This is a genomic window from Streptomyces sp. SAI-170, assembly GCF_049739565.1.
In the GTDB taxonomy this organism is placed as follows: Bacteria; Actinomycetota; Actinomycetes; order Streptomycetales; family Streptomycetaceae; genus Streptomyces.
Map to the genome: position 1 here is coordinate 3,483,602 of NZ_JBMGQD010000001.1, position 26,867 is coordinate 3,510,468.

Consider the following 26,867-nt stretch of genomic DNA (forward strand, 5'->3'; position numbering starts at 1 on the left):
CCTACTCGGGGACCAGTTCGTCCGCGTCCTCCTCCGGGGAGGGGGGCGTGTCCTCGGGCGGCACCTCCTCGTTCTCGGACGGTGTCGTGGGCGGGGCGACGCTGGTCGGCGGGGTCGAGGTCGGCCCCTCGTCGGCGACCGCCTCGCCGGAGATGGGGGCGGTGAGGGTGGCGCCGTTGGACAGCGAGACCGTCATGAGGCCGGTGTAGGGTCCCGGCTCCGTCGGCGTGTACTGGAAGACCACCGTGCAGTCGTCCGACTCGCCCACGCAGGTGTTGGTGGGAGGGATCGACTGTCCCTCGATCTCGATGTACACGCCGTTCACGGTGTTGAGCGGCTTCGACAGATTCGCACTCGGGGCTCCGACCGAGGCCGTCCCCGTCGTCTCTTCGCCCACCTTCGTCCTCGGCAGCTTGAGCGGCGACGCCCGGGGCTTCTCCGTCTCGCTGCCCGGGAAGATCGTGCCCTCCCCCTCCTGCCCGCCACCCGCGTCCGAAGGGGTCGCCGTGGCCGTGTCCTCGGACGGCGCCCATTCGGACTCCTCGTCGCTCCCCGCGCTCGACGAAGACCGGGCAGAAGGCTCCTCGACGGTCTCACCGCCGCCTCCCCCACCGCCCCCGCACCCGGCCGTCCCCGCCAGTACCGCCAGCGCCGCTGCCACGGCGAGTCTTCGGGCCATCGCTGACCTCATGGCGTCAGCACCTCCGCTCCGTGTCGGCTGGGCTCACAAGGTCGCACGGGGGCACGCGGAGGCAGCCGCGGACACGGCCCCGTCACTCGAACGCCTGGCCCGAACACGCCGAAGGGCGGCCACCCCGTAGGGTGACCGCCCTTCAGATCAAGCGGACGCTCGCGTCTTACTGGTTGTACGGACCGTAGTCGTAGTCCTCCAGCGGGACGGCCTGGCCGGAGCCGGTGCCGAACGGCGAGTAGTCGATGTCGTCGTAGCCGACGGCCGAGTACATCGCGGCCTTGGCCTCCTCGGTGGGCTCCACCCGGATGTTGCGGTAGCGGGACAGACCCGTACCGGCCGGGATGAGCTTACCGATGATGACGTTCTCCTTGAGGCCGATGAGCGAGTCGGACTTGGCGTTGATCGCCGCGTCCGTGAGGACTCGCGTCGTCTCCTGGAAGGACGCCGCCGACAGCCAGGACTCCGTGGCCAGCGAGGCCTTGGTGATACCCATGAGCTGCGGACGACCGGAGGCCGGGTGACCGCCCTCCTGGACCACACGACGGTTCTCGGTCTCGAACTTCGAGCGCTCGACCAGCTCGCCGGGCAGCAGCTCGGCGTCGCCGGACTCGATGATCGTCACGCGGCGCAGCATCTGCCGGATGATGATCTCGATGTGCTTGTCGTGGATCGACACACCCTGCGAGTTGTAGACCTTCTGGACCTCGCCGACCAGGTGGACCTGGACGGCACGCTGGCCCAGGATGCGCAGCACGTCGTGCGGGTTGGTGGCACCCACGGTGAGCTTCTGGCCCACCTCGACGTGCTCGCCCTCGCTGACCAGGAGTCGGGCGCGCTTCGAGATCGGGTACGCCGTCTCGTCGCTGCCGTCGTCCGGCGTGATGACGATCTTCTTGGTCTTCTCGGTCTCCTCGATCCGCACGCGGCCGGAGGCCTCGGAGATCGGGGCGACACCCTTCGGGGTACGGGCCTCGAAGAGCTCGACGACACGCGGCAGACCCTGGGTGATGTCGTCACCGGCCACACCACCGGTGTGGAAGGTACGCATCGTCAGCTGGGTACCGGGCTCACCGATGGACTGGGCGGCGATGATGCCGACCGCCTCACCGATGTCGACCAGCTTGCCGGTGGCCAGCGAGCGGCCGTAGCACATGGCGCAGGTGCCGACGGCGGACTCACAGGTCAGGACCGAACGGGTCTTGACCTCGGCGACGCCGTTGGCGATGAGCTCGTCGATGAGCACGTCGCCCAGGTCGGTGCCGGCCGGGGCCAGCACCTTGCCGTCCACGACGATGTCCTCGGCGAGGCAGCGCGCGTACACGGAGGTCTCGACGTCCTCGGCCTTGACCAGGGTGCCGTCCTCGACCGAGGCGATCTGCAGACGCAGACCACGCTCGGTGCCGCAGTCCTCCTCGCGGATGATGACGTCCTGGGAGACGTCGACCAGACGACGGGTGAGGTAACCCGAGTCGGCGGTACGCAGAGCGGTGTCCGCCAGACCCTTACGGGCACCGTGCGTGGAGATGAAGTACTCCAGCACGGACAGGCCCTCACGGAAGGACGCCTTGATGGGACGCGGGATGGTCTCGTTCTTCGCGTTCGACACCAGACCACGCATACCGGCGATCTGCCGCATCTGCATCATGTTTCCTCGGGCACCCGAGTCAACCATCATGAAGATGGGGTTCGTCTTGGGGAAGTTCTCGTTCATCGCCTCGGCGACCTCGTTGGTCGCCTTGGTCCAGATCGCGATGAGCTCCTGCGTGCGCTCGTCCTTGGTGATCAGACCGCGCTCGTACTGCTTCTGGACCTTCTCGTCCTGCGCCTCGTAGCCGCGGACGATCTCCTTCTTCGCCTCAGGGACGACGACGTCGGAGATGGCGACCGTGACGCCGGAACGGGTGGCCCAGAAGAAGCCGGCCGCCTTCAGGTTGTCGAGCGTCGCCGCCACGATGACCTTCGGGTAGCGCTCGGCCAGGTCGTTGACGATCTGGGAGAGCTGCTTCTTGCCGACCTCGTAGTCGACGAACGGGTAGTCCTCGGGCAGCAGCTCGTTGAAGAGCGCGCGGCCCAGCGTGGTGCGCAGCGTGAAGCTGTCACCCTGCTGCCACTCCGGCTCGCCCTCCTCGCGCGCCGGGGGCTCCCAGCCACGCGGCGGGATGGTGCCCACCGGGAAGCGGATGTCCACGCGCGCCTGGAGCGAGAGCTCACGGGCGTCGAACGCCATGATCGCCTCGGCGACCGACGAGAACGAACGGTCCTCGCCCTTGACGTTGCGGCCCTCGCCGTCGGTGGTGAGGAAGAACAGACCGAGGACCATGTCCTGGGTCGGCATCGTCACCGGACGGCCGTCGGCGGGCTTGAGGATGTTGTTCGAGGACAGCATCAGGATGCGGGCCTCGGCCTGCGCCTCCGCGGACAGCGGCAGGTGCACGGCCATCTGGTCACCGTCGAAGTCCGCGTTGAACGCGGTGCAGACGAGCGGGTGGATCTGGATGGCCTTGCCCTCGACCAGCTGCGGCTCGAAGGCCTGGATGCCGAGGCGGTGCAGGGTGGGAGCACGGTTCAGCAGAACCGGGTGCTCGGCGATGACCTCTTCGAGGACGTCGTACACGACCGTGCGGCCGCGCTCCACCATGCGCTTGGCGCTCTTGATGTTCTGCGCGTGGTTCAGGTCGACCAGGCGCTTCATCACGAACGGCTTGAAGAGCTCCAGCGCCATGGCCTTGGGCAGACCGCACTGGTGCAGCTTCAGCTGCGGGCCGACGACGATGACGGAACGCGCCGAGTAGTCGACTCGCTTACCGAGCAGGTTCTGACGGAATCGACCCTGCTTGCCCTTCAGCATGTCGCTGAGGGACTTCAGCGGGCGGTTACCGGGACCGGTGACCGGGCGACCACGACGACCGTTGTCGAAGAGGGCGTCAACAGCCTCCTGAAGCATGCGCTTCTCGTTGTTGACGATGATCTCCGGAGCGCCCAGGTCGAGCAGGCGCTTCAGACGGTTGTTGCGGTTGATCACACGGCGGTACAGGTCGTTCAGGTCGGAGGTCGCGAAGCGGCCACCGTCCAGCTGCACCATCGGACGCAGGTCCGGCGGGATGACCGGCACGCAGTCGAGCACCATGCCCTTGGGGCTGTTGGACGTCTGCAGGAACGCGGAGACGACCTTCAGGCGCTTGAGCGCACGGGTCTTCTTCTGGCCCTTGCCGGTGCGGATGATCTCGCGGAGCTTCTCGGCCTCCTCGTCGAGGTCGAAGGACTCCAGGCGCTTCTGCAGCGCCGCGGCACCCATCGAGCCGTCGAAGTACGTGCCGAAGCGGTCACGCAGCTCGCGGTAGAGGAGCTCGTCGCCCTCCAGGTCCTGGACCTTGAGGGTCTTGAAGCGGTTCCACACCTCGTCGAGGCGGTCGATCTCGCGCTGCGCACGGTCACGCAGCTGCTTCATCTCACGCTCGGCACCCTCGCGCACCTTGCGGCGCACGTCGGCCTTGGCGCCCTCGGCCTCGAGCTCGGCCAGGTCGGTCTCGAGCTTCTTGGCGCGGGCCTCCAGGTCGGCGTCGCGGCGCTGCTCGATCTGCTGACGCTCGACGGAGACGTGGGCCTCCAGCGAGGGCAGGTCGCGGGTGCGGCGCTCCTCGTCGACGAACGTGATCATGTACGCCGCGAAGTAGATGACCTTCTCCAGGTCCTTCGGGGCGAGGTCGAGCAGGTAGCCCAGGCGCGACGGGACACCCTTGAAGTACCAGATGTGCGTGACCGGGGCGGCCAGCTCGATGTGGCCCATCCGCTCACGGCGCACCTTGGCGCGCGTGACCTCGACGCCACAGCGCTCACAGATGATGCCCTTGAAGCGGACGCGCTTGTACTTGCCGCAGTAGCACTCCCAGTCCCGGGTCGGACCGAAGATCTTCTCGCAGAAGAGTCCGTCCTTTTCGGGCTTGAGCGTGCGGTAGTTGATGGTCTCCGGCTTCTTGACCTCGCCGTGGCTCCACTGACGGATGTCGTCAGCGGTAGCCAGACCGATCCGGAGCTCGTCGAAGAAGTTGACGTCGAGCACTATGCGTCAATCCCTCTCAGGGTTGTAAGTCTTGGGGTCTGAAACGGGGGTCCTGGGGCCGGCCGGGGGACCATCACTGGTCCCCCCGCCGGACTCCCGTCAGACCTCTTCGACGCTGCTCGGCTCGCGCCGGGACAGGTCGATGCCGAGCTCCTCCGCAGCGCGGAAGACGTCCTCGTCGGTGTCGCGCATCTCGATGGACATACCGTCGCTGGACAGCACCTCCACGTTCAGGCAGAGCGACTGCATCTCCTTGATGAGCACCTTGAAGGACTCGGGGATGCCGGGCTCGGGGATGTTCTCGCCCTTGACGATGGCCTCGTAGACCTTCACGCGGCCGGTGACGTCGTCGGACTTGATGGTCAGCAGCTCCTGGAGGGCGTACGCGGCGCCGTAGGCCTCGAGGGCCCACACCTCCATCTCACCGAAGCGCTGGCCACCGAACTGCGCCTTACCACCCAGCGGCTGCTGGGTGATCATCGAGTACGGGCCGGTCGAACGGGCGTGCAGCTTGTCGTCGACCAGGTGGTGCAGCTTGAGGATGTACATGTAGCCGACCGAGATCGGGTCCGGGAACGGCTCACCGCTTCGGCCGTCGTACAGCCGCGCCTTGCCGGTCGGGAGCACCATGCGCTCGCCGTCGCGGTTCGGGATGGTGTGCTGCAGCAGACCCGCGAGCTCGTCCTCACGCGCACCGTCGAAGACCGGGGTGGCGACGTTGGTGCCGGGCTCGACGCGGTCGGCGCCGATCACCTGGAGGCGCTGCGCCCACTCGTCGGCCAGGCCGGAGACGTCCCAGCCGCGGCTGGCGAGCCAGCCGAGGTGGATCTCCAGCACCTGTCCCGGGTTCATTCGGGACGGCACACCCAGCGGGTTGAGGATGATGTCGACCGGGGTGCCGTCCTCCAGGAACGGCATGTCCTCGATCGGCAGGATCTTGGAGATGACACCCTTGTTGCCGTGACGGCCGGCGAGCTTGTCACCATCGGTGATCTTGCGCTTCTGCGCGACGTAGACGCGCACCAGCTGGTTCACACCGGGGGGAAGCTCGTCGCCCTCCTCGCGGTCGAAGACGCGCACACCGATGACCTTGCCGGTCTCGCCGTGCGGCACCTTCAGCGAGGTGTCACGGACCTCACGGGCCTTCTCACCGAAGATCGCGCGCAGCAGGCGCTCCTCCGGCGTCAGCTCGGTCTCACCCTTCGGGGTGACCTTGCCGACGAGGATGTCACCGGCGATGACCTCGGCACCGATACGGATGATGCCGCGCTCGTCGAGGTCGGCGAGGACCTCCTCGGAGACGTTCGGGATGTCCCGGGTGATCTCCTCGGGGCCGAGCTTGGTGTCACGGGCGTCGACCTCGTGCTCCTCGATGTGGATCGAGGAGAGGACGTCGTCCTGCACGAGGCGCTGCGACAGGATGATCGCGTCCTCGTAGTTGTGACCCTCCCACGGCATGAACGCCACGAGCAGGTTCTTGCCCAGGGCCATCTCGCCGTTCTCGGTGGCGGGACCGTCGGCGAGGACCTGGCCCTCGATGACGCGGTCGCCCTCGGCGACGACGACCTTCTGGTTGACCGAGGTGCCCTGGTTGGAGCGGGCGAACTTGGCCAGGCGGTACGTGATGTACGTGCCGTCGTCGTTGGCGGTGGTGATGTAGTCCGCGGAGACCTCCTGGACCACACCGGCCTTCTCGGCCTTGACGACGTCACCGGCGTCGACGGCGGAGCGGTACTCCATGCCGGTGCCGACGAGCGGGGCCTCCGCCTTGATGAGCGGAACGGCCTGGCGCATCATGTTCGCGCCCATGAGGGCACGGTTGGCGTCGTCGTGCTCGAGGAACGGGATCATGGCGGTCGCGACCGACACCATCTGGCGCGGCGAGACGTCCATGTAGTCCACGTCGTCACCGGCGACGTAGTCGACCTCGCCGCCACGGCGGCGGACCAGGACGCGGTTCTCGGCGAAGCGCATGTCGTCGGTCAGGCCGGCGTTGGCCTGCGCGATGACGAAGCGGTCCTCCTCGTCGGCGGTCAGGTAGTCGACCTCGTCGGTGACCTGGCCGTCGACGACCTTGCGGTACGGCGTCTCGACGAAACCGAACGCGTTGACGCGGCCGTAGGAGGCGAGCGAACCGATCAGACCGATGTTCGGGCCTTCGGGGGTCTCGATCGGGCACATACGTCCGTAGTGGGACGGGTGCACGTCTCGGACCTCGAAGCCGGCCCGCTCACGGGACAGACCACCCGGGCCGAGCGCGGACAGACGACGCTTGTGCGTCAGCCCGGACAGCGGGTTGTTCTGGTCCATGAACTGCGACAGCTGGCTGGTGCCGAAGAACTCCTTGATGGAGGCGACGACCGGCCGGATGTTGATCAGGGTCTGCGGCGTGATCGCCTCGACGTCCTGGGTGGTCATGCGCTCGCGGACGACTCGCTCCATACGCGCCAGACCCGTACGGACCTGGTTCTGGATGAGCTCGCCGACGCTGCGCAGACGACGGTTGCCGAAGTGGTCGATGTCGTCGGTCTCGACGACGACCGTGTCGCCGTTGTCGCCGACGGTCTCGGTCTCACCGGCGTGCAGCTTCACCAGGTACTTGATCGTCGAGATGATGTCCTCGACGGTCAGGATGCCCGCGTCGAGCGGAGCGTCCGCGGCCAGCTTCTTGTTGACCTTGTAGCGGCCGACCTTGGCGAGGTCGTAGCGCTTGGGGTTGAAGTAGAGGTTCTCCAGCAGCGTCTGCGCGGCCTCACGCGTGGGGGGCTCGCCCGGACGCAGCTTGCGGTAGATGTCGAGCAGCGCGTCGTCCTGGCCCTGGGTGTGGTCCTTCTCCAGGGTGGCGCGCATGGACTCGTACTCGCCGAACTCCTCGAGGATCTGCTCGGTGGTCCAGCCGAGCGCCTTGAGCAGGACGGTCACCGACTGCTTGCGCTTGCGGTCGATGCGGACGCCGACCATGTCGCGCTTGTCGATCTCCATCTCCAGCCAGGCACCCCGGGACGGGATGATCTTGGCGGAGAAGATGTCCTTGTCGGACGTCTTGTCGATGCTGGAGTCGAAGTAGACACCCGGCGAACGGACCAGCTGCGACACCACGACACGCTCGGTGCCGTTGATGACGAAGGTGCCCTTGTTCGTCATGAGCGGGAAGTCGCCCATGAAGACGGTCTGGGACTTGATCTCGCCGGTCTCGTTGTTGGTGAACTCGGCCGTGACGAAGAGCGGCGCGGCGTACGTGAAGTCGCGCTCCTTGCACTCGTCGATCGAGTTCTTCGGCGGCTCGAAGCGGTGGTCACGGAAGGTCAGCGACATCGACCCGCTGAAGTCCTCGATCGGGGAGATCTCCTCGAAGATCTCCTCCAGACCGGACTTGGTGGGGACGTCCTGACCGTTCTCCAGAGCCTCCTCGACCCGACTCTGCCAGGCGGTGTTTCCGAGCAGCCAGTCGAAGCTCTCGGTCTGCAGCGCGAGCAGGTTCGGAACCTCGAGAGGCTCCTTGATCTTTGCAAAAGAGATGCGCAGCGGGGCGGTGCTGGCGCCGTTGTTCGTATTCGCGGTCGAGGCGTTGCGCGAGGCGGCCAAGAGGGGGTCCTTCCGAGGGCTCGGACTCACTACGCGCGTACCGGCCCCTCACTCACAAAGCGACAGGCTTCCCTTTGTGGCTGTTCGGCCAGGTCAGAGAGTTCTGATCGTCAGTGCTGAGGTGAGGGCAGACCCCTGGTGACGGGCAGGGGACAGCTAACAGGCAGCGCAAAGGGTCAGTGTAGCCACTTGGCACACTGATGTCCAGTCCCGGTTTGCACCACAGCCATAGGGACCCTCTTTGTTCTCAACGTCTGCGGCATGCCTGCCCTCAACGCACGTTGATACTGCCCTCTTCGTCGTCGATCCATGCCTCGGATTCGGACCGTTGTGACGACGCGTCCTGAGAATTGCGCGCTGCGTTCGGTTCGTCAAGGCCCCCTGGCCGGAACCAGGACGTTCGGAGACACGACGAAGATCACCATACCCCCCGCCGTACCGGGTGCAAGGCAACCGCGGCCGGCCCCCCGCAAACGCCGAAGAGCGACCACCCGGATGGATGATCGCTCTTCGGTGCGTCAGCGTTACAGCCCTACAGGGCCGCAATCAGCTCGCGTGAGTCCGTGCGGACCCGTGAGGTCTTACTTGACCTCGACGGAGGCGCCGGCAGCCTTGAGGGACTCGGCAGCCTTGTCCGCGGCCTCCTTGTTGACCTTCTCCAGGACCGGCTTCGGGGTGCCGTCGACCAGGTCCTTGGCCTCCTTGAGGCCCAGGGAGGTGAGCTCGCGCACGACCTTGATGACCTGGATCTTCTTGTCGCCGGCGCCGGTGAGGATGACGTCGAACTCGTCCTTCTCCTCCGGGGCCTCGGCGGCGGCGGCCGGACCGGCCGGACCCGCAACGGCGACCGCGGCGGCGGCGGTGACGTCGAACTTCTCCTCGAACGCCTTGACGAACTCGGAGAGCTGGATCAGGGTCATGCCCTCGAACTCGGCGAGCAGTTCTTCCTGGGTGAGAGCCACGATGGCTTTCCTTCCACTAATTCGGCTGGTGCCGGGATGTACATGAATGGCGGGCGTACGTTGGCCCGCTACGACCACTGCCTGCGGCGGAGCGCCTCAGGCGGCGATCATGTTGCGAGCCGAATTACTCGGCACCGCCCTGCTCGTCCTGCTTGGCGCGAAGAGCGTCCACGGTGCGGACGAGCTTCGTCGGGAGCGCCTGGAAGAGCTGCGCAGCCTGCGTCTGCTTGCCCTTCATGGCGCCCGCCAGCTTGGCGAGCAGAACCTCGCGGGACTCGAGGTCCGCAAGCTTCTTGATCTCATCGGCGGACAGCGCCTTGCCGTCAAGGACACCGCCCTTGATGATGAGATTCGGGTTGTCCTTGGCGAAGTCGCGCAGACCCTTCGCCGACTCCACCGGGTCACCGGTGACGAAGGCGACGGCCGTCGGACCAGCGAAGAGCTGGTCGTCCAGCGTGATCCCGGCCTCGTTGGCCGCAATCTTGGTCAGCGTGTTCTTCACCACGGCGTACTGGGCGTTCTCACCGAGCGAACGACGCAGCGTCTTGAGCTGCGCCACGGTGAGACCGCGGTACTCGGTCAGCACGGCGGCGTTGGAGCTACGGAACTTGTCCGTCAGCTCGGCAACCGCGGCAGCCTTGTCGGGCCTCGCCATAGAGCCTCGGCCTCCTTCCGGGTGATTCGGACCGCGCGGACCCGAAGGAGGACTGGGGAAAACGAAACGCCCCGGCGCAGGCGCTCGGGGCGGACTCGACCGGCCGTACACACGCATCGGCGTGCACTCCGGGAGCTCTTCCACGGTCACCTGCGCGGGTCGTCCGCATTTTCAGCGGATCCTTCGGCCACCGCGCCCTCTCACGAGCGCACGGCAACGACCAGCGGTCTTTGGCTTCGAGAAGGAGATTACGTGACCGGATCGCCGGGAAGCAAATCCGGTCGTACCAGGATCTTCGAAGAGGCCGAGAAGGGGCTCAGCTCGTGCCGAGAGGCTCGCTGTCGTCCAGGCCCTCCAGGTCGAGCGTGTCCTCGTTTATGGCGCTCTCGTCGAAGGCCCCGTCCTCGCCGAGGCCCTTGAACATCTCCATGAGGTCGAAGGTCTCGGACGCCGGCGGCACCTCGACCTCGGCCTTCGTGCCGTAGTCGGAGAAGGTCATGCTCATGTCGACGTCGCCCTCAGGGGTGTCGATCCCGACGTCCATACGGACCGGCAGGTCGTCGTCGTTGACCCACACCTCGGTGTCGTAGCCCTTGATGCCGGACTTCTCGATGTTGTCCAGCAGCTGCTTGCGCTCGGCGGGCTTCAGCACGTCCAGCGCCTTGTTGGTCTTCATCATCTCGGCGACGGTGAGCGTGCCCTTGTAGTGCTCGGCCTCGACGCCGCCGACCTTCCCGCTGCCCACGTGCTTGAGGTTGGGCGACTCCAGCAGGAGGGCTATCTGCTCGGCCGGGTTCTGGTTCATGTTGTCCATGCCGGCGGTCATCTGGCGGGCCAGGTCCTCGTTGCCTGCGGCCTCGGCCGCGGCGCCGAAGTCCAGCTTCATCCAGCGCTTGCCGTCCATCTCGGCGGCGGCCTCCTTGCCGCCGTCCATGTACATGACGTCGTCGCGCATGATCATGCGGATCTTCTCCGGCATGTCCGGCTCCGCCGCGTAGCCCTCGACCGTGAGGTCCATCACGGCCGGGTCCCAGCCCATGACGCCGCTCACGATCGCCTTGTCGCCGCCGCCCATCATCCCGGGCGCGCTCATGGTCATGTGGACCTTGGCGGACTTGGCCTCGGCGGTCTTCTCGTACGCCGCCGTCAGGACCTGGAACGGCGTCCGGTCGGCCCTGTCCCCCTTGTCCCCGCCACAGCCGACGGCCCCGCCCGCGAGCAGGAGTGCCGAGAGACCGGCGAGAGTGGCCCCACCCCGAGTACGTACAGAAAGGCCCATGATTCCCCCCACGGAACGAATGGCCGATACACAGTCAGTCTGTCGAGCGTATCCGAGGCCACCGACAGCCGACCTCTCAATTCCGGCCGGGACGGACGAGGTCCTTGAAGTCCTGCGTGTCCCGCGCGGGCGGCGGCTGGACGGAGACGCGCAGGCCGTAGTCGTCGTAGTACGCGGTCTGGATCACCGTCCCGCTCCTCTCGGCCTTCTTGATCAGCAGGCCGTCGCCGGCGATCCACAGGTCGACGGTCTGCCTGGGGAGGCCCGCGGGCTGCACGCTGCCCGTGTAGTGCGTGGCCGGCTCCCCGCGAACGGGCTCCGTGCCGACCAGGCGTACGTCCCCGGAGACCAGCAGCAGCGCCACGGCCCGGTGCGGTGCGGCCTCCCGGATCTGCGCGGCGAGCCGGGCGCCGGAGGCGCCGCCGAGGCCGGCCAGGTCGTCCCAGGCGTAGCGGATCCAGTGCCTGCCACCGGCCCGTGCGGCGAAGGCGTCGCCCACGCGCGTGTAGTACGCGTCGGGCAGATAGCGGGCCTGCGTCGAGGTGCTGCCCAGCTCCGCCAGGGTCGCGGCGACGCCGCCGCCGGTGTAGGTGAGGGTGAGGGCGCCGGTGAGCCCGTCGCGCCATGCGAGCGTGCCGGTGGAGGTCAGGGCGGCGTCCGGCCCCAGCGTGGTCGTGGACCGCACGCGCGCCGACCCGGCCCGCTCGGTGGCCCGCTGGGCGTCCCGCAGCGCGGCGAGGACAGCGGGCGCCGCCCGGGCCGTACGACGTTCGGAGGCGCGGTCCGCCGGGGAGCCGCTGTCCGCCGAGGTGCAGGCGACCGCGCCCGTCAGCAGCAGCGCCGCCATCAGTACCCGGCCCCGCCATGCCCTGCCGCCGGCCATACGTCCTCCCCCGCGCACGTCCTGCCCGCACGCTAGCGCAGGCCCGGGCAACGGGAACGGGCCCCGCACCTTCGAGAAGGTGCGGGGCCCGTGGCCTGCTTCAGTGAGCCTTGGGGGCTCAGACCGCGGCCGGGTCCTCCTCGACGAGGAGGTTGCGGGTGCGGTTGGGGTCGACCGGAATGCCGGGGCCCATCGTGGTGGTGATGGCGGCCTTCTTGATGTAGCGACCCTTGGCGGCGGACGGCTTCAGACGGAGGATCTCCTCCAGCGCGGCGCCGTAGTTCTCCACCAGCTTGGTGTCGTCGAAGGACGCCTTGCCGATGATGAAGTGCAGGTTCGAGTGCTTGTCGACGCGGAACTCGATCTTGCCACCCTTGATCTCGGTGACGGCCTTGGCCACGTCGGGGGTGACGGTGCCGGTCTTCGGGTTCGGCATCAGACCACGCGGACCGAGCACGCGGCCGAGGCGGCCGACCTTGCCCATGAGGTCCGGGGTGGCGACGACGGCGTCGAAGTCCAGGCGGCCCTTCGAGACCTCGTCGATCAGCTCGTCGGAGCCGACGATGTCGGCGCCGGCGGCCTCCGCGGCCGCAGCACGGTCACCGGTCGCGAAGACCAGGACCCGGGCAGTCTTGCCGGTGCCGTGCGGCAGGTTCACGGTGCCACGGACCATCTGGTCGGCCTTGCGCGGGTCGACACCCAGACGGAAGGCGACCTCGACGGTGCCGTCGAACTTGGTCGTGGAGGTCTCCTTGGCGAGACGGACGGCCTCGAGCGGGGCGTACAGCTTCTCCCGGTCGATCTTGGCGTCCGCAGCGCGGAGAGACTTGCTGCGCTTGCTCACTACTGCTCCTGGGGTTTTCTTAGGAGTCGTGGTTCGGGCCGAGCAGGCCCTGCCACTACTGCTTGCCTACGAGGTTGGGGCTCAGCCCTCGACCGTGATGCCCATGGAACGGGCGGTGCCGGCGATGATCTTCGCGGCGGCGTCCAGGTCGTTGGCGTTGAGGTCGGGCATCTTGGTGGTGGCGATCTCGCGGACCTGCGCCTCGGTGATCTTGGCGACCTTGGTCTTGTGCGGCTCGCCGGAGCCCTTCTCCACGCCCGCGGCCTTGAGGATCATCTTCGCGGCCGGCGGGGTCTTGGTGATGAAGGTGAAGGAGCGGTCCTCGTAGACCGTGATCTCCACCGGGATGACCCAGCCACGCTGCGACTCGGTCGCGGCGTTGTAGGCCTTGCAGAACTCCATGATGTTGACGCCGTGCTGACCCAGCGCGGGGCCGACCGGCGGAGCCGGGTTGGCGGCACCGGCCTGGATCTGGAGCTTGATGAGCCCCGTGACCTTCTTCTTCTTGGGAGGCATAGCTCTCCGGGTCCTTTCGATTCGGGTCCTGCCTGCACATGGGGACCAACCCGGATGCAGGCATACCGCACAACGATAACGGGTATAGATGTGCGGCCAAAAACGCAGCAGGTCAGGCGGCTCGCGAAGGGGCCGACCTGACCTGTGTGCCCCAGGGGCGCGGGGAACTGCGCGAACAGCCCCCACGACCCGCGGACGACAGACGAACGATCAGTTCTTCTGAATCTGATCGAACGAAAGCTCGACAGGCGTCTCGCGGCCGAAGATCTCCACGAGACCCTTGACCTTCTTCGAGTCGGCGTTGATCTCGTTGATCGTGGCCTGCAGCGTGGCGAACGGACCGTCGGTGACGGTGACCGAGTCGCCGACCTCGAAGTCCAGCACCTGGACCTCGACCTTGCGCTGCGGAGCGGGCTTGCCCTCGGCCTCGGCGGCCTCGCGGGCGGCCTTCTCCTCCGCCTCCGGGGCGAGCATCTTGACGATCTCGTCCAGGGTCAGCGGGTACGGGTCGTAGGCGTTGCCCACGAAGCCGGTGACGCCGGGGGTGTTGCGGACGACGCCCCAGGACTCGTTCGTCAGGTCCATGCGCACCAGCACGTAGCCGGGGAGCTTGTTCTGACGGATGGTCTTGCGGTCGCCGTTCTTGATCTGGACGACCTCTTCCTGCGGCACCTCGGCCTGGAAGATGTAGTCCTCGACGTTCAGGGAGACCGCGCGCTGCTCCAGGTTGGTCTTCACGCGGTTCTCGTAGCCGGCGTACGTGTGGATGACGTACCACTCGCCGGGCAGGGTGCGCAGTTCCTCGCGCAGGGCCTGGACGGGGTCGACGGGAGCGGCCTCCTCGGCCTCCTCCTCTTCCTCGACCTCTTCGTCGGTGGCCTCTTCGTCGGAGGGCTCCTCGTCGGAGGACTCTTCGCCGGCCTCTTCGTCGGTCGCGAGGACCTCGTCCTCGTCCTCGACGTGCACAGCGGCTTCCTCGGCGGGCTCGCCCGACTCGGCTTCGGCAGCCTCGAACTCGTCCAGGTCCTCGTCCGCGCCCTCGACGATGTCGAGCTCGTCGTCCACCGACTCTTCCGGCTCGATGGCGTCGTTCAGGTTCTGGTCAGACACGGTGGCTGCTTCTTCCTGGATACATAGGGGTGGAACATGCGAAAGGGGCGCCGGTAACCGCGGCGCCCTTCGCTCTTGGCTCAGCCGAAGACGTACTTGGCTGCGTGGTCGAGTCCATAGTCAATCACGGTGACCAGGCCGATCATGATGACCACGAAGACGATCACGACGGTCGTGTACGTGGTCAGCTGATTGCGCGTGGGCCAGACGACCTTGCGGAGTTCCGCGACGACCTGGCGGTAGAAGAGCGCGAGACGCTTCAGCGGGCCCTTCTTGGCGCGCTTGCCGCCCTTGCGGGCCTTCTTCGACTCCGGCGCCTCATCCCGGGCATCAGGCGTGTCGAGGGAGCCCACGGCGTCCGTCATTCATCCTCACCTGATCCCGGGTCGTGGCCGTGCCGCGCCCGGTCTGAGCCGCACGGCGGTGCATTGCTGTACGTACCTGCGCACACATCCTGGCGGTGTGTGTAGCAGGGCCGGAGGGACTTGAACCCCCAACCGCCGGTTTTGGAGACCGGTGCTCTACCAATTGAGCTACGACCCTTTGTGTGTCCCCCAACGTACCGCATCCGGACGGGTGCTCGGTGTGCACCGTCTGGAGTGCGTGCCGGTGGAGGCCGACGAGGTGAGAGTGTACGTGGTCCGGGGCCGGGCGTCGAACAGAAAGTGCCCGTGGGGCAGGGAAAGCTGCCGGGAAAGCGAAAGATCGCCGGAAGATCACCCAGGCAGGGCGGCGGATCCGGACACCTGTCCACAGCGTTGCCCGTCCATGTTCAGTCCGTGAAACCCGTGTGCCGGGCAGGTTTCGGGTCTGGAACGATGGGCTGCATGAGCGCTGCAACCCCTCCCACCGAGCGCCGGGTCTCCGCCCGAATCGGCGCGATCTCCGAGTCCGCCACCCTCGCCGTGGACGCCAAGGCCAAGGCCCTCAAGGCCGCCGGGCGTCCGGTGATCGGCTTCGGCGCGGGCGAGCCGGACTTCCCGACCCCGGACTACATCGTCGAGGCGGCCGTAGAGGCCTGCAAGAACCCCAAGTACCACCGCTACACGCCGGCCGGCGGCCTGCCCGAGCTGAAGGAGGCCATCGCCGCCAAGACGCTGCGGGACTCCGGCTACCAGGTGGAGGCCGCGCAGGTCCTCGTCACCAACGGCGGCAAGCAGGCCATCTACGAGGCCTTCGCCGCGATCCTCGACCCAGGCGACGAGGTCATCGTCCCGGCCCCGTACTGGACGACGTACCCGGAGTCGATCCGGCTGGCCGGCGGTGTCCCGGTGGAGGTCGTCGCGGACGAGACGACCGGCTACCGCGTCTCGGTGGAGCAGCTGGAGGCCGCTCGCACGGAGAACACCAAGGTCCTGCTCTTCGTCTCCCCCTCCAACCCGACCGGCGCGGTCTACTCCCGTGAGCAGATCGAGGAGATCGGCCGCTGGGCCGCCGAGAAGGGCCTGTGGGTCCTGACCGACGAGATCTACGAGCACCTGGTCTACGGCGACGCCGAGTTCCACTCGCTTCCGGTCGTCGTGCCGGAGCTCGCCGACAAGACCATCGTCGTCAACGGTGTCGCCAAGACGTACGCCATGACGGGCTGGCGCGTGGGCTGGATCATCGGCCCGAAGGACGTCGTCAAGGCCGCGACGAACCTCCAGTCGCACGCCACGTCGAACGTCTCCAACGTCGCGCAGGTCGCGGCCCTCGCCGCCGTCTCCGGCGACCTGTCGGCCGTCGAGAAGATGAAGGAGTCCTTCGACCGCCGCCGCCGCACGATCGTGCGGATGCTCAACGAGATCGACGGCGTGCTCTGCCCCGAGCCCGAGGGCGCCTTCTACGCCTACCCGTCGGTGAAGGGCCTGCTCGGCAAGGAGATCCGCGGCAAGCGCCCGCAGGACACCGTCGAGCTGGCCGCGCTGATCCTGGAGGAGGTCGAGGTCGCGGTCGTCCCGGGCGAGGCCTTCGGCACCCCGGGCTACCTGCGTCTGTCGTACGCGCTCGGTGACGAGGACCTCGTCGAGGGCGTCTCGCGCATCCAGAAGCTGCTGGCCGAGGCCCGCGACTGACGCACGCGCGCGTGGACGGGCCGTCTCCCTTTCGGGGAGGCGGCCCGTTTCTTCGTACGAGCAAGCCCCCGTCCGGGGAAACGGCTACCGGGACATGTACGGCGTACGGCAGGATCGGCGAATGGAGCGTGTACGTGATGTCGCCGAACTGCCGAAAGCCCACCTGCACCTGCACTTCACCGGCTCGATGCGGCCGGGGACCGTGCTGGAGCTGGCCGACAAGTACGGGGTGCGTCTGCCGGACGCCCTGAGCGAGGCGCTGACGAGCGGGGAGCCGCCGCAGCTGCGGGCGACGGACGAGCGCGGCTGGTTCCGCTTCCAGCGGCTGTACGACGCGGCGCGCTCGTGTCTCAGGGAGCCGGAGGACATCCAGCGGCTGGTGCGCGAGGCGGCGGAGGAGGACCTGCGGGACGGCTCGGGCTGGCTGGAGATCCAGGTGGACCCGACCTCGTACGCGCCGCGCCTGGGCGGGCTGATCCCGGCGCTGGAGGTCATCCTGGACGCGGTGGAGACGACCTCCAGGGAGACCGGGCTCGGGATGCGGGTGCTGGTCGCCGCGAACCGGATGAAGCACCCGCTGGACGCGCGCACACTGGCCCGGCTGGCGGTGCGGTACGCCGATCGGGGCGTGGTCGGCTTCGGGCTGTCCAACGACGAGCGGCGGGGCATGGCGCGGGACTTCGACCGTGCCTTCACCATCGCGCGTGAGGGGGGCCTGCTGTCGGCCCCGCACGGCGGCGAGCTGACCGGTCCGGCCTCGGTCCGCGACTGCCTGGACGACCTGGACGCCGACCGGATCGGGCACGGGGTGCGCGCGGCGGAGGACCCGCGTCTGCTGAAGCGGCTGGCCGACCGGGGCGTGACCTGCGAGGTGTGCCCCGCCTCGAACGTGGCCCTGGGCGTCTACGAGAAGCCCGAGGACGTCCCCCTGCGCACTTTGTTCGAGGCGGGCGTCCCGCTCGCCCTGGGCGCCGACGACCCCTTGCTGTTCGGCTCCCGCCTCGCGGCCCAGTACGACATCGCCCGCCGGCACCACGCCTTCACGGACCCGGAGCTGGCCGAGCTGGCCCGCCAGTCGGTGCGCGCCTCGTCGGCCCCTGAGGGGACCAAGGCGAAGCTGCTCGCGGGGGTGGACGACTGGCTCAGCGGCCCGGCCGCTTGAAGTGGGCGTACGGCGGACAGGGCTTGAAGCAGATCAGCACCTCGAAGGGGTGCCCGCCGCCCGGTGGCTGACGCAGCCCGGGAAGCGCGGTGACGAAGGCGAGGTGGCCCTGCTGGACACGCTTGTGCAGGGGCCCGTTGCCCGCCGCGTACGCGAAGGAGTCGGCGGCCTGGGCGAACACGTCCCGGCTGCCGAACAGGAAGAACGTCCGGGCGTGTGTGGTGTGCCGCAGTTCGTCGCGGCGGTCCGCACGGTGCGCGCGCCCCTGCCGGGCCGCCGCGTCCCGGGCGGTGCGCGCCTCGTCGGTGCGGACGGTGAGCGGGGTGCCGTGGGTGAGCCTGCGGCGCAGTCCGGGCCACTGGCTGGGGCGCAGTCCGTACGAGTGGTGGACCAGGACCAGGTCCACGAGCTCGCCCATGCCCTCGTCGGGCGGCACGCCGTCGCGGAGCGGGATGTGGACGACGGTGTGCCGGGAGTAGGCGGCGAACGAGAACAGCCCCGCGAGACGGTTCAGTCCGTCGTGGTCGGCGAGCAGCTGGCCGATGGGGGCCGGGTCGCGCAGTGAGGCGTGGCGCAACGGGTGCAGGGGCTGGACGACGCGGTGCTCGTGGGGGCCGGTCCGGGGCCGGAACCGGCGGAGTCTCAGGCGCATGCGGGGGTCACGGCAGCCAGTGCATGCCCCTCAGGGTCGCGGCCCGGGGTCGCTGTCGGCAACGGAGATTCCGGCGAGCAGCGTCCGTGCCAGCCGGGCGGCGAACTCGTCCACGGGTGGGCGGGCCTCCTCGTCGGCGTCGTAGGCGAAGGCGCGCTGGGCGCAGGCGCCGAGGAGGAGGGAGGCGGCGGCGAAGGTGTCCGCGTCCGCGCGCAGGCGGCCCTGCGTCCGCTCGGCCCGCAGGTACGCGTCCAGCGACTCGATGGGCAGATGCGGGCCCATGCCCATCCGGCGCATCGCGTCGTCGTGCCGCCGCTTGAGCTGGGTCTCGGCGTACAGGGAGGCGGCGATCGGGAAGCTCTGTTCGTAGAACAGGGCCGCCTGGCGGGCGATCTCGGTGAGGTTGTCCTCCAGCGTGCCGCGGCCCGGTGCCGCGGCGAGGCTGTGCAGCAGCGGGTTCAGCCGGGGCAGCCGCTCGGTGAGGACGCGGATGAACAGCTCCTCCTTGCTGTCGAAGTGCTTGTAGAGCGCCGCCTCGGAGCATCCGGCGGCCCGCGCGATCTCCTTGGTCGTGGTGCGTGCCAGCCCGACGGTGAGCATCAGTTCGTGCGCGGCGTCGAGGATCCGGACCTGGGCCGGCTTGTGCTCCATGGGTTGTCGTCCAATCGCCCTTGACGGGTGGGTGAGTGCTTACCCACCCTAGAGGGCAAGGGGGTGAGTGAATACTCACCCACCATCTCCATGGACGGGAGTCCGCCATGAAACTCACCGTTTTCGGCGCCACCGGCGGCATCGGCGGTCACGTCGTCCGTCAGGCCCTGGACGCGGGCCACGAGGTCACCGCGGTCGTACGGGACCCCTCCCGGCTCGGCATCGACGGCGACGGCCGGCTGAACGTGGTGCGGGCCGATCTGACCGACGCCCGGTCGCTGCGTCCGGCGCTCGCGGGCCGGGACGCGGTGCTGTCAGGGCTCGGCGCCCGCAGCCGCAAGGACGCCGGGGTGGCCGCCCGCCTGACCCGTACGGTCCTGGACGCCATGGAGGCGGCCGAGGTGCGGCGCCTGGTCGTGGTGAGCGCCGCGCCGGTGGGGCCGGAGCCGGACGACGGCTTCCTCGACCGCGGGATGCGCGCGATCGTCTCGACGGTGCTCAGGGACGTCTACGACGACCTGCGGGCGATGGAGGCCGCGCTGGCGGGCAGCGCGACGGACTGGACCGTCGTACGGCCGCCGCGGCTCCAGGACAAGCCGCTGACCGGCCGCTATCGCACGGTCGTGGGCGGCTTCCCGCCCCGGGGCCGCTTCATCGGCCGCGCGGACGTGGCCCACGCGATGCTGGCACTGACCGAGGACCCGGGCGCGGTGAAGCAGGGGGTCGGGGTCGCCTACTGAGCCCCGGCGCCGGGAGGCGCTACAGGCTGACGCCGACCGTCACCGGCTCGTTGACCAGCGTGATGCCGAAGGCCTCACGGACTCCGGCGACGACCTCGCGGGCCAGCGCCAGCAGGTCCCCGGTGGTGGCCCCGCCGCGGTTGGTGAGGGCGAGGGTGTGCTTGGTGGAGATCCGGGCCGGGCCGCTGCCGTAGCCCTTGGTGAAGCCGGCCTTGTCGATCAGCCAGGCCGCGGAGGTCTTGGTGTGGCCCTCCCCCGCCGGGTAGGCGGGCGGCTCGACGCCCTCGCCGAGGCGCTCACGCACACGCGCGTGGAAGGCGGCGAACTGGGCGTCGGTGAGGATCGGGTTGGTGAAGAACGACCCGGCCGACCAGGTGTCGTGGTCCTCCGGGTCGAGCACCATGCCTTTGCCCGCGCGGAGCTTCAGCACGGTCTCACGGGCCTCGGCGAGCGGCACCCGGTCGCCGGGCTCGACGCCGAGGGCGCGGGCCGTCTCGGCGTACTTGATCGGCGCGGACAGGCCGTCCGCGTCCTCCAGCTCGAAGCGGACACGCAGGACGACGTACCGCTCGGGGTCGGCCTTGAAGCGGCTGTGGCGGTAGGAGAACCCGCACTCGGCGCCGGTGAGCGCGACCGTCTCGCCCGCGTGGCGGTCGTAGGCGATGACCTCGGTGATGGTGGAGGAGACCTCCTGGCCGTACGCCCCCACGTTCTGGATCGGCGTCGCGCCCGCCGAGCCGGGGATGCCGGCCAGGCACTCGATGCCGGCGAGCCCGGCCTCCACGCTGCGGGCGACGGCGTCGGTCCACACCTCGCCTGCGGCCAGCTCCAGGCGGGTGCCGGTCAGCTCCACGCCGCGGGTGGCGATGCGCAGGGCGGTGCCGGCGAAGCCCTTGTCACCGATGACCAGGTTCGACCCGCCGCCGATGACCAGCAGCGGGGTGCCGTCGGCGTCCGCCTCGCGGACGGCGTCGATCACCTCGGCGTCGGTCGTCGCGGTGAGCAGTCGGGTGGCGGGGCCGCCCAGCCGGAAGGTGGTCAGCGGGGCGAGGGGGGCGTCGTGGAGTTCCTGCACGCGCTCAAGACTACGAGACCCCACTGACAGCCCCGGCACACGCGTGTACGGCCCCGCCGGGGTGGGCGGGGCCGTACACGCGTGTGCCGGGCTCGGTCTCAGGTCAGGCGCCGGGCCGCCTCGGTCCAGCCGAGCGGCAGCTCCTCGGCGGACACCGACCAGGTCGCGAACTTCACGTCCTTCATCTCGGCGGCGAGCCCCCGGGAGGTCGGAGCGTGTGCTCCGGCCCGGGCGAAGGTCTTGAGGGCGGTGGGCGACTCCCAGGCGGAGAGCGTCCAGAAGGTCCGCTTCAGCGGCTCGGCCTTCAGGGTGGCCCCGTAGGCGCCGGGCGCGCTGCTCACCTGCCGCCACACTCCCGGCGTACGGGCGAGGAACTTGAGCGCTCCCCACAGGGTGCGGGTCTCGAAGCGGGAGGCGAAGACGTGGATCTCGGCGCCGGCGGGCGGGGTGTTCGGCACGGTCCAGGGAAGGGTGGGCATGGCGGACTCCTGTCGGCGCGGTCAGTGGGAGGAGCCGGCGGGAACCTTCACCGGAGCGGGCTCGGCGGCGTCTGTCACGCCCGGCAGGGCCCGGCGGCGGGCCGGGACCACCAGGGCAGCGACCCCGGCCAGGGCGACGATCCCGGCGCCGACGGCGACCGCGGGCCGCAGCCCGTCGACGAAGGCCTGCGCGGACTCGTAGCCGCCCTGGGCCGAGAAGATCGAGGACATGACCGCGATGCCGAGCGCGCCGCCCACCTCACGCAGCGCGTTGTTGGCGCCGGAGGCGATGCCCTGCTCCTTGGCCGTGACACTGGCCATGACCAGCGCCGAGGCCGGCGCGAAGAACAGCGCCATGCCGATGCCGCTGAGGATCAGGCCGGGCAGCTGGGAGGCGTAGGAGGCGTCGGCGGTGGCCACGTAGGCGAGGTAGCCGAGGCCGACGGCCTGCAGGAAGAGTCCCGCGGCGACGACCGGGCGGCCGCCGATGCGGTCGGACAGGATGCCGGCGATGGGTGCGACGAGCATGGGCATGCCGGTCCAGGGCAGCATCCGCAGCCCGGCCTCGGTGGGCGAGTAGCCGAGGACGCCCTGCATGTACTGGCTCAGCAGGAAGATCGAGCCGAACATGCCGAGGAACATCAGCATGCTCGCGGCGTTGATCCCGGCGAAGGCCCGGGAGCGGAAGAGCCGCATCGGCAGCATGGGGTTCTTGGCGCGGGTGCCGTGCAGCACGAACCCGGCGAGCAGGGCCGCCCCGGCGAACAGGCCGAGCAGCACGGGCAGGGCGGTCCAGCCGTCGGCGGGGCCGCGGACCAGGCCGTAGACGATCCCGAACAGGCCGCCGCTGGCGAGCAGGGTGCCGGGCAGGTCGAGCGGGGCGCCGGTGCCGTGCGACTCGGCCAGGCGCAGTCGGGCGAGCGGCAGCAGGACGATGCCGAGCGGAACGTTCAGCCAGAAGATCCACTGCCAGGAGACGTGTTCGGTGAGGGTGCCGCCGATCAGCGGCCCCGAGGCGACCGCGAGGCCGTTGACCGCGCCCCAGATGCCGTACGCCATCCCGCGCTTCTCGGCGGGGACCGCGGCGGTGAGCAGGGTCAGGGTGAGCGGCATCATGACGGCCGCACCGACGCCCTGCACCGCGCGGGCGGCGATCAGCGAGTCGATGCCGGGCGCGAGGGCCGCGGCGGCGGAGGCGACGGTGAAGATCGCGAGGCCGACGCCGAAGAGCCGGCGGCGGCCGAAGCGGTCACCGAGCGCCGCACCGAACATCAGCAGCACGGCGAAGGTGAGCGTGTAGGCGCTCACGGTCCATTCCAGGTCGTGCAGTCCCCCGCCGAGGTCCTCGCGGATGGAGGGCAGGGCGGTGGTGACGACGAGGTTGTCGAGGGCCGCCATGAACCCGGCGACGCTGGTGATGGCGAGGGCCCAGCCGACTCCTGTGCGGCGGGCGCCCGGTGCGCTGTGCTGTGACATCTCTCCCCCAGAGGATGCTTGATTAGTTATTGATGACTAACTTTTACGGCAATGAGTAGGCGGAGGTTCCGTCTCCTCATGGTGGTGCCCTACTTCTCCAGCGTGCCCTTGAGCCTCGCCTGCGGGTACAGCCCCTCCCACACGCGGTGCTCCGGCGGAAAACCCATGGCCACCAGGCTGTTGATGAGCATTCCGTACGCCATGAACGTCGTCGTCTCGCCGATGTCCGCGCCCAGCGGCAGATGGACGGTGTCCCACAGCCGCATCCAACCGGCTCGCACGGCCTCGCCGAACTCGTGGTCGCCCTCCTCCTCGGCGGCCCCGACGGCGATGAACATCTGCATCTGCATCATCAGCCGCTCGGGCTGCTCGGCGATGACCTTGGTGTACGCGTTGGCCATCGCCCGCAGGGCCTCCTCGCCGTGGAGTCCCTCGGAGGCCTCCTGGAAGGTGCGGATGGTGCTTTCCATGCACCAGTCGGCCGCCGCCAGGAACATGGCCTTCTTGCCCGGGAAGAGCCGGAAGAGGTACGGCTGCGAGACGCCGACACGCTTGGCGATCGCCTCGGTCGACGTGCCGTGATAGCCGCCACGGGCGAACTCCTTCATCGCCGCGCGAACGACGCTGTCACGCCTCTCTTCTGCGCTCATCCTGACCATGCGGCTAAGTTAGTACTCAATCACTAACTAAGTCAAGCGCGGAAAAGGGGCGCCTCCTCGCGGCAGGCGCCCCCTTCACTGCGAACTCGACCCTCAGGCGAGTCTTACGACCGCGCGGGACATCCCCAGCACCTTCTGTCCGGCGCAGGTCACCGTCAGGTCCACGCGGACGGTGTTGTCGTCGAGCTTGGCCGCGACCTTGCCGCTGACCTGGATCTCGGCGCCCTGGTCGTCGTTGGGGACGACGACGGGCTTGGTGAAGCGCACGCCGTACTCGACGAGCGCGCCGGGGTCGCCGGTCCAGTCGGTGACCACGCGCGCGGCCTCCGCCATGGTGAACATGCCGTGCGCGATGACGTCCGGCAGCCCGACCTCCTTGGCGAACTTCTCGTTCCAGTGGATCGGGTTGAAGTCGCCGGAGGCGCCCGCGTAGCGGACGAGAGTGGCGCGTGTCACGGGAAAGGTCTGCGCGGGCAGCTCGGTGCCGACCTCGACGTCGGCGTACGCGATCTTGGCGGTCATCTGCTGCTCACGCCTCCTCGGCCGCGCGGGCCACGAGCTTGGTCCAGGCGGTGACGACGTGCTCGCCGGCCTCGTCGTGCACCTCACCGCGGACGTCCAGGATGTCGTTGCCGGCCAGGGACTTGATCGCCTCGATGGTCGAGGTGACCGTCAGGCGATCGCCCGCACGGACCGGGCGCGTGTAGGCGAACTTCTGGTCGCCGTGCACCACGCGGCTGTAGTCCAGGCCGAGCTGCGGGTCGTGGACGACCTCCTGCGCGGCCTTGAACGAGATCGCGAAGACGAAGGTCGGCGGGGCGATCACATCGGCGTGACCCAGCGCCTTGGCGGCCTCCGGGTCCGTGTAGACCGGGTTGGTGTCCCCGATGGCCTCCGCGAACTCATGGATCTTCTCCCGGCCCACCTCGTAGGGCTCGGTGGGCGGATACGTGCGCCCCACGAAGGACTGGTCGAGTGCCATGGTTCGGCGCCTCCTGGTCTCAGCGGTGGTCCTGCTTCTTGCAGCAAACGGCACGAGGCCGCCCCCCTGAATGATGGGGGCGGCCTCGTACGTAGGTCTGAAGTCAGCGCGTCTCGCGGTGCGCGGTGTGCGCGTTGCAACGCGGGCAGTGCTTCTTCATCTCAAGACGGTCCGGGTTGTTACGCCGGTTCTTCTTGGTGATGTAGTTCCGCTCCTTGCACTCCACGCAGGCCAGCGTGATCTTCGGGCGGACGTCGGTGGCAGCCACGTGAGTGCTCCTTGACGAAACGGTAGGTGATTCAACACAAGAAAGAGTAGCCGACTGAAGGACCGACCCCGCAATCGGCTACTATTAGTAGCGGTGACCGGACTTGAACCGGTGACACAGCGATTATGAGCCGCTTGCTCTACCGACTGAGCTACACCGCTGCGGTGGGATCCGTTCCCGTCTTGCGACGGGAACTTCTCTCACCAGAGCCCCAAAACGGAATCGAACCGTTGACCTTCTCCTTACCATGGAGACGCTCTGCCGACTGAGCTATTGGGGCGAGCGATGAAGACATTACACGGTCCGCGGCCGTTCACCCAAATCCGTATCCCGGACCCCCTTCGCCTGTGCTCCACACCGCTCTCGGCGGCCCTTCCGGCCCCGTCCGTCCCATGCGTCCACCTGGGGCCACACCGGTACGACTATTGCGCTCCTCCCGGCCAGGGGCGGACCGCCGCCCTAGGCTCGACTCACTCTGCGTGACCTTTGCGTGATCTTGCGTGCTGTGCGGCGGATGTGGCCTGAGCAGGGCGGAGTCGCGCGGTGCCATGGAGTGCGGGGTGTGCGGTGCGTGCGGGGTGTGCGGTGCGTGCCGTGCTTGCGGTCCTGGTCTTGCAGTCCTGGTCGTGCGTCTTGGGGCCTGCCACATCCGAGTCCCGAGCCGTTCGTCCCGAAGCCCTGAGCCCGTCAGTCCGAGCCCTTCGTCCCGAGCCCTGAGCCCGTCAGATCCGAGCCCCGAGCCGAGCCCCTGGAGCGCGATGCCCGACAGCCAGCCGCAGCCGCCACGCCCGTCGTCCTCGCCGGGCTCCTCGGGGCTGTCCGACACGCTGCTGCTGTGCGGGGCACGGCTCACCGACGGCCGGACCGTCGACGTGCGGCTGGGCGGCGGGCGTATCGAGGCGGTCGGCACCGCCGGCAGCCTGGGCGGAGCCGTCCGGGGCCAGGGCGCGCGCGTGGACCTCTCGGGCTACCTCCTGCTGCCCGCCCCGGCCGAACCGCACGCCCACGGCGACACCGCGCTCACCGCCGACGAGGACGGACCGGTCACCTACGACGTCCGGGACGTGCAGCGCCGCGCCACGGAGGCGGCCCTGCTGCAACTCGGGCACGGCGCCACCACGCTGCGGGCCCATGTGCGCGTGGGCGACGTCCAGGGGCTCGGCGCGCTGGGCGCCGTACTCCAGGCGCGGCGCTCGCTGCGCGGGCTCGCCGAGCTCACGACGGTGGCCGTACCCCGGCTGCTGACGGGGGTGGCCGGGGCCGACGGGCTCGCCATGCTGCGGGACGCGGTGAAGATGGGCGCGTCCGTGGTGGGCGGCTGCCCCGACCTCGACCCCGACCCGACGGGCTATGTCGAGGCGGTCCTGGAGGTGGCCTCCGAGCACGGCTGCCCCGTCGACCTGCACACCGACGCCGGCGACCCGGGCCGGCTCGCCCGTCTGGCTGCGATGGCCGGCGGGCTGCGGCCCGGTGTGACGCTGAGTCCCTGCGCGGGCCTGGCCCGGCTGCCCGTGGAGGCGGTCTCGCGCACCGCCGACCAGCTCGCCGCGGCCGGGGTGAGCGTGGTGTGTCTGCCGCAGGGCGGCTGCGCGGGCGTCGACGGGCGCGGTACGGCTCCCGTACGGCTGTTGCGCGCCGCGGGTGTCCGCCTGGCGGCCGGCAGCGGCGCGCTGCGGGACGTCTCCAACCCGGTGGGGCGCGGCGACCCGCTGGAGGCCGCGTACCTGCTGTCCTCGCGCTACGGGCTGCGCCCCGAGGACGCCTACGACGCCGTGAGCGCGTCCGCGCGTGCCGTGCTGGGCCTGCCCAAGGTGCGCGTGGAGGCCGGTTTTCCGGCGGAGCTGCTCGCGGTGCGCGGGGACCGGCTGTCGGGCGCCCTGTCCCTCGCGTACAGCCGGATCGTGGTCCATCGGGGGCGTGTGGTGGCTCGTACCAGCGCGGTGCGGGAGTACTGCAACTCGGCCGCCGCGGCGGAGCTGGGGCTGCCGCGGCAGGGACGGGGTGAGGTGTCGTAGGCGCCGGTGCGCCGAATTCCCTCCGGCGGGCCTGGGCGCGACGTTCGAGTCGCGCGGCGGGGGCGG

The 26,867-nt window shown here is 69.2% G+C and carries 24 protein-coding genes and 3 tRNA genes; 4 read left to right on the forward strand and 23 right to left on the reverse strand.

Features of this window, described 5'->3' with window-relative positions:
- Position 1: 1 nt before the first annotated feature.
- The 12 genes from RKD23_RS15425 to RKD23_RS15480 form a co-directional block, all read right to left on the reverse strand.
- Positions 2–691 carry a hypothetical protein gene (locus tag RKD23_RS15425; protein WP_424854190.1) on the reverse strand — a complete coding sequence of 230 codons (690 nt, stop codon included), beginning with the start codon at positions 689–691 and terminating at the stop codon, positions 2–4.
- Positions 692–857: 166 nt separating this feature from the next.
- On the reverse strand, positions 858–4,754 hold the full coding sequence (locus RKD23_RS15430) for a DNA-directed RNA polymerase subunit beta' (RefSeq protein WP_404043723.1): 3,897 nt from the start codon (positions 4,752–4,754) through the stop codon (positions 858–860).
- A 99-nt stretch (positions 4,755–4,853) separates the two neighbouring features.
- On the reverse strand, positions 4,854–8,339 hold the full coding sequence (gene rpoB, locus RKD23_RS15435; RefSeq protein ID WP_424854191.1) for a DNA-directed RNA polymerase subunit beta: 3,486 nt from the start codon (positions 8,337–8,339) through the stop codon (positions 4,854–4,856).
- 581 nt (positions 8,340–8,920) lie between these two features.
- Positions 8,921–9,259: a 50S ribosomal protein L7/L12 gene (gene rplL / locus RKD23_RS15440; protein ID WP_404044176.1), complete on the reverse strand. Its 339-nt coding sequence runs from the start codon at positions 9,257–9,259 to the stop codon at positions 8,921–8,923.
- Positions 9,260–9,425: 166 nt separating this feature from the next.
- Positions 9,426–9,956 (reverse strand): 50S ribosomal protein L10, encoded by a 531-nt coding sequence (gene rplJ / locus RKD23_RS15445; RefSeq protein ID WP_356692205.1) that lies wholly within the window; start codon positions 9,954–9,956, stop codon positions 9,426–9,428.
- Positions 9,957–10,272: 316 nt separating this feature from the next.
- On the reverse strand, positions 10,273–11,235 hold the full coding sequence (locus tag RKD23_RS15450) for a hypothetical protein (RefSeq protein WP_424854192.1): 963 nt from the start codon (positions 11,233–11,235) through the stop codon (positions 10,273–10,275).
- 76 nt (positions 11,236–11,311) lie between these two features.
- A complete protein-coding gene (locus RKD23_RS15455; protein ID WP_424854193.1) occupies positions 11,312–12,118 on the reverse strand; it encodes a hypothetical protein in 807 nt (268 codons plus the stop codon).
- A gap of 118 nt (positions 12,119–12,236) precedes the next feature.
- On the reverse strand, positions 12,237–12,962 hold the full coding sequence (rplA, locus tag RKD23_RS15460; RefSeq protein ID WP_404043732.1) for a 50S ribosomal protein L1: 726 nt from the start codon (positions 12,960–12,962) through the stop codon (positions 12,237–12,239).
- An 81-nt stretch (positions 12,963–13,043) separates the two neighbouring features.
- Complete coding sequence (gene rplK / locus RKD23_RS15465) at positions 13,044–13,478, reverse strand: 50S ribosomal protein L11 (protein ID WP_028805116.1); 435 nt, start codon at positions 13,476–13,478, stop codon at positions 13,044–13,046.
- Positions 13,479–13,688: 210 nt separating this feature from the next.
- Positions 13,689–14,588, reverse strand: coding sequence for a transcription termination/antitermination protein NusG (gene nusG / locus RKD23_RS15470; RefSeq protein WP_424854194.1), 900 nt, complete (start codon positions 14,586–14,588; stop codon positions 13,689–13,691).
- A gap of 80 nt (positions 14,589–14,668) precedes the next feature.
- A complete protein-coding gene (secE, locus tag RKD23_RS15475) occupies positions 14,669–14,953 on the reverse strand; it encodes a preprotein translocase subunit SecE (protein ID WP_424854195.1) in 285 nt (94 codons plus the stop codon).
- Positions 14,954–15,058: 105 nt separating this feature from the next.
- Positions 15,059–15,131: transfer RNA gene (locus RKD23_RS15480), tRNA-Trp, on the reverse strand.
- A gap of 284 nt (positions 15,132–15,415) precedes the next feature.
- Between RKD23_RS15480 and RKD23_RS15485 the strand changes: the two genes are divergently transcribed.
- Together RKD23_RS15485 and RKD23_RS15490 are read left to right on the forward strand one after the other, a co-directional pair.
- Positions 15,416–16,642 carry a pyridoxal phosphate-dependent aminotransferase gene (locus RKD23_RS15485; RefSeq protein ID WP_404043738.1) on the forward strand — a complete coding sequence of 409 codons (1,227 nt, stop codon included), beginning with the start codon at positions 15,416–15,418 and terminating at the stop codon, positions 16,640–16,642.
- A 121-nt stretch (positions 16,643–16,763) separates the two neighbouring features.
- On the forward strand, positions 16,764–17,804 hold the full coding sequence (locus tag RKD23_RS15490) for an adenosine deaminase (RefSeq protein WP_424854196.1): 1,041 nt from the start codon (positions 16,764–16,766) through the stop codon (positions 17,802–17,804).
- Here RKD23_RS15490 and RKD23_RS15495 read toward each other — a convergent pair.
- Both RKD23_RS15495 and RKD23_RS15500 read right to left on the reverse strand, forming a co-directional pair.
- On the reverse strand, positions 17,785–18,456 hold the full coding sequence (locus tag RKD23_RS15495; RefSeq protein ID WP_424854197.1) for a hypothetical protein: 672 nt from the start codon (positions 18,454–18,456) through the stop codon (positions 17,785–17,787). The genes RKD23_RS15490 and RKD23_RS15495 overlap by 20 nt on opposite strands.
- Positions 18,457–18,486: 30 nt before the next feature.
- Positions 18,487–19,107 (reverse strand): TetR/AcrR family transcriptional regulator, encoded by a 621-nt coding sequence (locus RKD23_RS15500; protein WP_404043744.1) that lies wholly within the window; start codon positions 19,105–19,107, stop codon positions 18,487–18,489.
- Positions 19,108–19,214: 107 nt separating this feature from the next.
- Here RKD23_RS15500 and RKD23_RS15505 point away from each other — a divergent pair, with 107 nt between their 5' ends.
- On the forward strand, positions 19,215–19,847 hold the full coding sequence (locus RKD23_RS15505; RefSeq protein ID WP_424854198.1) for an NAD(P)-dependent oxidoreductase: 633 nt from the start codon (positions 19,215–19,217) through the stop codon (positions 19,845–19,847).
- Positions 19,848–19,866: 19 nt separating this feature from the next.
- Here the strand turns inward: RKD23_RS15505 and RKD23_RS15510 are convergent, their stop codons facing one another.
- The 9 genes from RKD23_RS15510 to RKD23_RS15550 all read right to left on the reverse strand — a co-directional run bounded on the left by RKD23_RS15510 (position 19,867) and on the right by RKD23_RS15550 (position 25,066).
- A complete protein-coding gene (locus tag RKD23_RS15510) occupies positions 19,867–20,922 on the reverse strand; it encodes a UDP-N-acetylmuramate dehydrogenase (RefSeq protein ID WP_424854199.1) in 1,056 nt (351 codons plus the stop codon).
- Between the two features lie 98 nt (positions 20,923–21,020).
- Positions 21,021–21,401, reverse strand: coding sequence for a DUF3291 domain-containing protein (locus tag RKD23_RS15515; protein WP_424854200.1), 381 nt, complete (start codon positions 21,399–21,401; stop codon positions 21,021–21,023).
- Positions 21,402–21,422: 21 nt separating this feature from the next.
- Entirely contained in the window at positions 21,423–22,877 is a 1,455-nt protein-coding gene (locus RKD23_RS15520; protein ID WP_424854201.1) for a DHA2 family efflux MFS transporter permease subunit, read from the reverse strand.
- An 89-nt stretch (positions 22,878–22,966) separates the two neighbouring features.
- On the reverse strand, positions 22,967–23,536 hold the full coding sequence (locus tag RKD23_RS15525) for a TetR/AcrR family transcriptional regulator (protein WP_424854202.1): 570 nt from the start codon (positions 23,534–23,536) through the stop codon (positions 22,967–22,969).
- A 93-nt stretch (positions 23,537–23,629) separates the two neighbouring features.
- Positions 23,630–24,058, reverse strand: coding sequence for a MaoC family dehydratase (locus tag RKD23_RS15530; protein WP_424854203.1), 429 nt, complete (start codon positions 24,056–24,058; stop codon positions 23,630–23,632).
- Positions 24,059–24,065: 7 nt separating this feature from the next.
- Entirely contained in the window at positions 24,066–24,518 is a 453-nt protein-coding gene (locus RKD23_RS15535; protein WP_424854204.1) for an FAS1-like dehydratase domain-containing protein, read from the reverse strand.
- Positions 24,519–24,621: 103 nt separating this feature from the next.
- Entirely contained in the window at positions 24,622–24,786 is a 165-nt protein-coding gene (gene rpmG / locus RKD23_RS15540) for a 50S ribosomal protein L33 (RefSeq protein ID WP_003948671.1), read from the reverse strand.
- Between the two features lie 88 nt (positions 24,787–24,874).
- Positions 24,875–24,947: transfer RNA gene (locus RKD23_RS15545), tRNA-Met, on the reverse strand.
- A 46-nt stretch (positions 24,948–24,993) separates the two neighbouring features.
- Positions 24,994–25,066, reverse strand: a tRNA-Thr gene (locus RKD23_RS15550).
- A 478-nt stretch (positions 25,067–25,544) separates the two neighbouring features.
- Here RKD23_RS15550 and RKD23_RS15555 point away from each other — a divergent pair.
- Complete coding sequence (locus RKD23_RS15555) at positions 25,545–26,801, forward strand: amidohydrolase family protein (RefSeq protein WP_424854205.1); 1,257 nt, start codon at positions 25,545–25,547, stop codon at positions 26,799–26,801.
- The last annotated feature ends 66 nt before the right edge of the window (positions 26,802–26,867 follow it).